Origin of the sequence: Methylomonas methanica, assembly GCF_001644035.1 — a bacterium.
GTDB lineage: Bacteria > Pseudomonadota > Gammaproteobacteria > Methylococcales > Methylomonadaceae > Methylomonas > Methylomonas methanica_A.
Map to the genome: position 1 here is coordinate 1 of NZ_LUUG01000005.1, position 7,156 is coordinate 7,156.

Sequence of the window (7,156 nt, forward strand, 5' to 3'; positions counted from 1 at the left end):
GGGATGGGCAAAAATAGCCTCATTGCTGGACGGCTCGGCAAACTCGATCAAGCGCACCCTGTCGCCCCGCGTATCACCATCCTTTTGATACTCCACCGGCACACCGTTGACTAACAGACGATGAAAGTGGCGATTGGCCGCCAACAATCCCGGCACTTCCAGATTCAATATCTGCTGCAAGGCATCTTCCCGCGCCGCCAGTGGAATAGACGGGTTTAAGCGGGCAATCGCCGAACGTAATCTTTCGACCAGCACCACTTGCAGGTAATTGTCGCGCTCCGGGTTGTCGCCATCCGGCGCCAGATCTGGCCCGTAAAGCGTAGAGTATCCAACCTCGGCCAGCCAGCCGAGTGCTTCCTGTTCCAGTTGGTCTTCGGTCATGGCCTGTCTCCGCTAGGCTAGTGGTGTGTGATGCTGGTTTTCATCAACGCGTCAGCAACTCGATGTAAGGCTGATAACTGTAACTACGGTTTTTTTTCTGGCCGGTAAATTCCACAACGATACCCAACTCCTCCAGGACTTTGACCGCCGCCGTAGCCGTTGGGAAGGTGGTGTTCAGTTTCTGGCGCACCTGCTCAATGCTGAAGCGTGGCATCATCGGCAGTATCTCAAACAAACGATAACTGGCCGGACCGACTTTTGCCGCGCTCAACAAGCGACGACGATCTGCCGCTACCAGACTAGCAATCGCCACAATGCCGCGTTCAGCATCGGTAGCCGCCACGGCCACCGCTTCCAAAAAGAAAGACACCCAGCTTTCCCAGTCGCCATCGTTACGAATCGCCGACAAACGGCGGTAATACTCGCTTTGGTGTTGTTTCAAATAGCCACTGAGATACATCAAGGGCTCGGGCAATAAGCCCCAGTGCTCCATTAAAGCGGCAATCAGCAAGCGGCCAATCCGGCCGTTGCCGTCCAGAAAAGGGTGGATGGTTTCGAATTGGGCGTGGACCAGCGCAATCTTCACCAACGGCGGCAAGCCATTCGGCTGGCTGGCGTGAATGAAGCGTTCCACATCGGCCAACAAATCCGCTACCCGTTCCGCCGGTGGCGGTACAAACGCTGCATTGCCAGGGCGAGTACCGCCTATCCAGTTTTGCGAACGGCGCAACTCGCCAGGTTGTTTGCCCGTGCCTCTCACCCCATTCAATAGCAAGTGATGTGCATTGCACAGCAAGCGGATGCTGATCGGCAAGCCATCTGCGGCACGCAAGTTGTCCTGCACCAGGCGGAAGGCGCGAAGATAGTTGGTCACTTCCTCCACATCGTCGGTATTGCTGACGGCAAAACCGGCTTCCTCATCGAATAAGTCGGCCAGCGTCGCTTGGGTGCCCTCAATCTGCGAGGTCAGCAACGCCTCTTTGCGGATCGCGCTATACAGCAACCAATCCACTGACGGCACCAACCCGGACACTCCCGACAACCTTGCCAACGCCAACTCGGCGGCATGGTTGAGCGCGGCATAACTTTCGACGGCCAAAACCGGATCGCAGGGCGGCAACGGATGCGGGACAAACGCCCGCACGGGCTCGCCCAAGGTGGTGGAAATAAAGTAATCGCCGGTGCTGCGCATGGTATGCAAATTTTCTTTAATAGAGAGAAGTCATATTAAAGCATTCTTTAATAGCCTGCGCGACTATCAAAGAAAACTTGAATAGGCGCAGGGGCGACATCTCAGACAGTCTCTACATGGCCTCGGCTTCCGGCAGGCGGAGCTGGCCGGAGATTAGGCGGGGAAGCAGGGTGTCGCGTAGGGTGACTAGGGTTTGGGCTTGCCGAAGGTTTTCGTTTGCACATTCGACAAAGACCGAAACAACTTCGCTAAAACGCTCTTGCAAGTTGCTGGAAGGCAGAACTATCGACATGTTTTCAAGGGATTTAGACCATTTAGCATAGGGAATTGTCGAACCCTCGGAATGCTGCGTAGCGTAGTCAATGGTGGTGTCTTGATATACTTGGAAAAGTGCAAATCCAGATGCCTTAGGATTTCGGGAAGTGAGTGTGAAAACAGTGGTCCGCGTGACACCATCAAATGGAGCTGAACAAACCTTATGAAAATATGGACGCATCGCTCCAAATAGCACATCTCCTTTTCGAAAGAGTATCAGGCTGCTATTTGCTTCCTCTCCTGACTTATGATTCTGAAGAAATGGTGACTTAGCTGTGATGTTTTCGATTGGAACATACGGCAGTGAAGCTGTTTGTGCAGATGGTTTTGTTCGCTCATTTCGCAAAGATAGTAAATCGCCAAGCGTACCAATCTGCCACCCCATCGGCACCAACCCCAATTCCGATTCCTCAAAGCTATCGGGAAACAGCGCGGCGGTGGCTTCATCCATGCCTTCGGGGATGCGACCTTGTTGTTTGGAGTGGACGGGGTCGAAATCGACAAACCACGATTTGAACAGCGCCTGGGCGATGGCTTCTAGCGTGGTGTTGGTTTCGCGCAGAAGGGTGATGCGGTCGTCAAGGGCTTTGAGTATTGCCGCCGAACTAACCTGAACCTCAATGGGAGGCAGACTTAATGAAACCTTTCGAAGCTCGCTCTGCTTGATTCCCAACACAGTCGTTCCTGTCGCACGAGCTTTTAATTGCGACTGCATTTCTTCGGTTTGGAGCAAATAAAGGAGGTACGAATTATCAAGAACTCCGGCCTTGCCTCGTAATGTCACCACACGTTGAGCCAGAGCAACTTTCTCTGGTCCAAGTTGGGCAACCTCTCCAAGAGGCGCTTCAACAGTCAGCACAACATCACCAGCTTTAGGCAGTCCACGACGCATCCATGAATTGTAGTTGTCGATTGCAATAAATTCCGTTGGAGTTTCTATCCGGCCACTCTTGATAATCTTGGCGGTTATAAGCGGAATTCCTGAGATTGTTTTCTCCGGTGTTTTCCCTCGATAGTCAATTAACGCATCCAGACAATCCTCTAAGGGCGCTGAAAACATCTCAGAACTCATACCCCAACCTCCTCGCCCCAGCCCTTCAGTCGTTCGGCGATCTGTTCCGGGCTAGGCAGATCGTTGCGGTAGTCTGCCGGGAGTTGCGGGGTGACGGTGTAAGTCGCAATACCCAACGGGTGGTTGGTGGTGCGCAGGGCATACTCGACTACGGTTCTGGTTTTGCTGCGGCAAATAACGATGCCGATGGCGGGGTTTTCGCCGTCCAGCCGGTGGTGCTGGTCGAGCTGATCGAGGTAGAACTCAATCTGGCCTTTGTGTTCGGGTTTGAATTCGCCAATTTTCAGTTCAATAGCGACCAGACAACGCAGGCGGCGGTGGAAGAGCAGCAGATCAATGAAGTACTCCTTACCATCTGCCTCCAGCCGGTACTGGTTGCCAACAAAGGCAAAATTGCCGCCCATTTCGTCAAGGAAGCGGCGCAGGTTGCGGACCAGCGCTTCTTCTAGTTCGCGCTCGGAATGCGCGTCGGCCAGCCCGAGAAAATCAAAGGTGTAGTGATCTTTGACCGCCAGCATGGCTTGCGCCTTGACGCTTTCCGGTACGGCAGCGTCAAAGTTGGTTTGCCCACTGAGATATTGCCGGTAACTCTGGTTGTCGAGCTGGTGTTGTAGCACTTTGGTTGTCCAGCCGAAACGGGCAGTGGCGCGCAGGTAAAACTCGCGTTCCAGATCGTCCTTGCAGCGCGCCATGATCAGCAGATTTTTTGCCCAGCTTATTTCTCCTATCAGTGATTGGAGAATTGGCTTGTCCTTGTATTCGTTGTAAAACTGGCGCATCGCCCACAAGTTCTGAACGGAAAACCCGTTTCGCCCCGGAAACTCTGCCTGCAAGTCGGCAGCCAGATTTTCGACAACCGACTTGCCCCAGCCTTGTTCAGACTGACGGCGGCTGATGTTTTCGCCCAACCACCAGTACAGAGCCAGCAGTTCCTTGTTGACTGCCCGGAGAGCCTGATGTTGGCATTGGCGGATTTGCTTTTTGATGTCGACGAGAAAATCGCCATACCCCGCTGGCTTTGCTGGAATCACAGGACGATCAGAACTCATACCCTAGCCCTCCCAGCTTCTGACGGATCAACGCATCGAGTTCCGCGCCTTTCGCCATCTGCTCCCCAAGCTTTTCGGTGAGCTTCTGCATCTTGTCGGCAAAGGCTTCGTTGTCATCCTCGACTTCCTCGGCACCGACGTAGCGGCCAGGTGTCAGTACGTGACCATGTTCGGCGATTTCGGTCAGTTTGACGCTGCGGCAGTAGCCAGGGGTATCTTGATATTCTCCGGCCTCAGCTTCGCCTCGCCATACCGCAACCGTGCCAGCAATTCTAGCTATCACTTCATCGGTAAATTCCGTCTGTACCCGGCTAATCATTTTGCCCAACTTACGGGCATCAATGAATAACACTTCCCCCTGGCGGCTGGTCTTTTGTTTGGCCAGAAACCATAGACAAGCCGGAATCTGAGTATTGAAGAACAATTGACCGGGTAAGGCGATCATCACTTCCACTACGTCGGCATCGACCATCGCGCGGCGGATGTCGCCTTCGCTGTTCTGGCTGGAACTCATGGAGCCATTAGCCAACACGATGCCGGCGCGGCCGTTGGCTTTTAGGTGATACAGCATGTGCTGCAACCACGCATAGTTGGCGTTGCCCTGAGGCGGTGTGCCGTACACCCAGCGCGGGTCGCCTTCCAGGCTGCCATGCCACCAGTCGCTGATGTTGAACGGCGGATTGGCCAGGATGAAATCGGCGCGTAAATCCGGGTGTTGGTTGCGGGTGAAGGTATCGCTGGGTTCGCGGCCCAGGTTGAAATCGATACCGCGTATCGCCAGATTCATCGCCGCCAAGCGCCAGGTGGTGGGATTGGATTCCTGGCCGTAGATCGACACGTCGCCCAACTTGCCGCCGTGGGCTTCGATAAACTTTTCCGATTGGACGAACATGCCGCCGGAACCACAGCAGGGGTCGTAGACCTTGCCATGATGCGGGGCCAACACGGCGACCAGGGTTTTAACGATGCTGGCGGGCGTATAGAACTGGCCGCCCTTTTTGCCTTCTGCGCTGGCGAATTGACCGAGAAAGTATTCATACACCTGCCCCAACACATCGCGGGCTTGGCCGGGATCATCGCCAAAGCCGATGGTCGACACCAGATCGACCAGTTCGCCGAGTTTGCCATCCGGCAGTTGGGCGCGGGCATAGCGCTTATCCAGAATGCCTTTCAGCTTGGGGTTTTCGGTTTCGATGATCGCCAGCGCATCGTCGATGCGTTTGCCAATGTCCGCTTGCTTAGCGGCGGCGCGGATAGCTTCCCAGCGGGCCGTTTCCGGCACCCAGAACACGTTGACCTCTTTATAGTAGTCGCGGTCTTCCAGTTCATCGGCCAGCATCTCGTCGTCGCATTCATGCAAGAAATATTCGTCGGCCTCGTCGGTAAAGCGCCGGGTTAGTTCGGCACGGCGGGCTGCGAAGGTATCGGAAATATATTTGACGAAGATCAGGCCGAGCACCAGATGTTTGTATTCGGCGGCGTCCATGTTGGCCCGCAGCTTATCGGCGGCGGCCCAAAGAGCCCTTTTAATGTCGTCCAGCATGATTTTTAAGTGTTCTAGGTAAAAAGTCTCTGATTATGTAACGAATTCCGCCCCCATTGCGTTATTTTAAACGATAACCCTTTTCAATTTTTTTGCTTCTGATTCTTTGGCTGGCCAATTCTGCTTCTTGTTCCGTGGTGAACCATTCCTTCCTCACCGTACCCGGAGAACCTACCCTGCCCCTGATACAGGTTAATCAACGCGGGCAATCTTCAATGATTTGCTGTGACTGATCAGCGCAAAGTCGGGTAATATTCAGCAGCCTGTATGAAAAGCTTCCATGACTGAAGCGTTACTACTCTTTTTCATCCTGACTATGGTGTATTTCATGACGAAGGAACCTAAAACCACCCCCGAAAAGCCCCTATCTACAAAGGCCAAAGCGGAACAACCTGCAGCGCCGGTAGCTAGTAAAACTACCGCTAAAAAAACCAGCAACGCGCAGAAAACCCCGAATCAGACCTCGGATGTCGAAGCCAACGCTAAGGCTGAACAGACACCTACAGTCAAAGCGACTAAAAAACTAACTGAAACGCCTACAGCAGCTATAACTCCCACTGCCGAAACCGAACAGCCTAAAACTACCAAAACCACCGCTAAAAAATCCAGTCCAGCAAAGAAAGCGCCGAAAAAGCCTGAAACCGCAGTCCCGGAACCCGTAGCGGCAACGTCGGAAATATCGGCAAGTGAACGGACCGGTTTAACAGCAGGCAGCATTTGGCATTACTTATCCGAGAACGGCGCTACCTCGGTTACAAAACTGATTAAAGAACTGCCGGAAGAAGAAAAATTCATCCAGCGAGGTATTGGCTGGTTGGGCCAGGAAGGCAAAATCACACTGAGCATCGTAGACCGGGCCGAGATGATAGCGCTGAAAGAATAGCTTTGCTTGTAATAGGACGAGTGATGACCAATCAGTTCGTCCTTGTTTCATAGTAAAGGATTGCGATTTTGATCGCTCGTTCGTGGTTTGGCCGCTAATTTTTGTATCAGATTAAAAGCGTTTTATTGCGATGGATCTAAGATTAAAATTGGCAGAAATTTATTGGTTTGTAGAAATTTGCGTACTCACAGTTTCGGCCACAAGCGGTCATTCCCGTGAAATCGGAAAATATTTTGGCATCGCTCCAAAGCCGTCATTCATCTTTTGGGTCATCAAGCATCGATCTGCTCTGAAATTTCCAAAGCATCATCCACTTCGATACCTAGGTATCTGACAGTACTTTCAAGTTTGCTATGACCGAGCAATAATTGAACCGCTCGCAAATTTTTAGTTTTCCGGTAAATCTGTGTCGCTTTGGTTCTTCGCATGCTGTGTGTTCCGTACCCAGCTGGATCCAGCCCGATTGATTTGACCCATTTTTCGACAATGCGCCCGTATTGTCTAGTCGATAGATGCTGCGAGCCGTGCAATCGGCTGGTGAACAGATAGTGGTCTGATTTCAAATTTGCGGTTTTAATCCAATCCTGCAAAGCCGTTCGAGTATGTTCAGTGATTTCAAATTGAACTGGGCGATGCGTTTTTTGTTGCATGATGATGGCTCGTGACTGTACACGAGACCCTTGAAATACATCGCTAACCTTTAACCTGAATCCGTGACTCC

General features: G+C 52.6%; 8 protein-coding genes. 1 reads left to right on the forward strand and 7 read right to left on the reverse strand.

The features are described 5' to 3' along the window. From A1332_RS00275 to A1332_RS26235, 6 genes are all read right to left on the reverse strand, one after another. On the reverse strand, positions 1–381 hold a 381-nt coding region (locus A1332_RS00275; protein ID WP_269454629.1), incomplete at its 3' end, for a type I restriction endonuclease. A gap of 43 nt (positions 382–424) precedes the next feature. Continuing rightward, a complete protein-coding gene (locus A1332_RS00280; protein WP_064006594.1) occupies positions 425–1,573 on the reverse strand; it encodes a Fic family protein in 1,149 nt (382 codons plus the stop codon). Positions 1,574–1,685: 112 nt separating this feature from the next. Beyond that, positions 1,686–2,960, reverse strand: a complete 1,275-nt coding sequence (locus tag A1332_RS00285) for a restriction endonuclease subunit S (protein WP_064006595.1) — start codon at positions 2,958–2,960, stop codon at positions 1,686–1,688. Further along, the gene (locus A1332_RS00290) at positions 2,957–4,009 is read right to left on the reverse strand and encodes a PDDEXK nuclease domain-containing protein (RefSeq protein WP_064006596.1); all 1,053 of its coding nucleotides are present in this window, start codon (positions 4,007–4,009) and stop codon (positions 2,957–2,959) included. The genes A1332_RS00285 and A1332_RS00290 overlap by 4 nt, the downstream gene beginning before the upstream one ends. Then, positions 3,999–5,552: a type I restriction-modification system subunit M gene (locus A1332_RS00295; RefSeq protein ID WP_064006597.1), complete on the reverse strand. Its 1,554-nt coding sequence runs from the start codon at positions 5,550–5,552 to the stop codon at positions 3,999–4,001. Before A1332_RS00295 ends, A1332_RS00290 begins: the two co-directional genes overlap by 11 nt. Before the next feature lie 61 nt (positions 5,553–5,613). Then, positions 5,614–5,739, reverse strand: a complete 126-nt coding sequence (locus tag A1332_RS26235) for a WGR domain-containing protein (RefSeq protein WP_157203904.1) — start codon at positions 5,737–5,739, stop codon at positions 5,614–5,616. A gap of 93 nt (positions 5,740–5,832) precedes the next feature. On the opposite strand from A1332_RS26235, the gene A1332_RS24515 reads away from it, so the two are divergent. Continuing rightward, positions 5,833–6,435 (forward strand): winged helix-turn-helix domain-containing protein, encoded by a 603-nt coding sequence (locus tag A1332_RS24515; protein ID WP_082879449.1) that lies wholly within the window; start codon positions 5,833–5,835, stop codon positions 6,433–6,435. A gap of 272 nt (positions 6,436–6,707) precedes the next feature. On the opposite strand, the gene A1332_RS00305 is transcribed toward A1332_RS24515, so the two are convergent. Then, the coding region (locus tag A1332_RS00305; protein WP_064006599.1) for a tyrosine-type recombinase/integrase at positions 6,708–7,156 on the reverse strand (449 nt) is incomplete at its 5' end.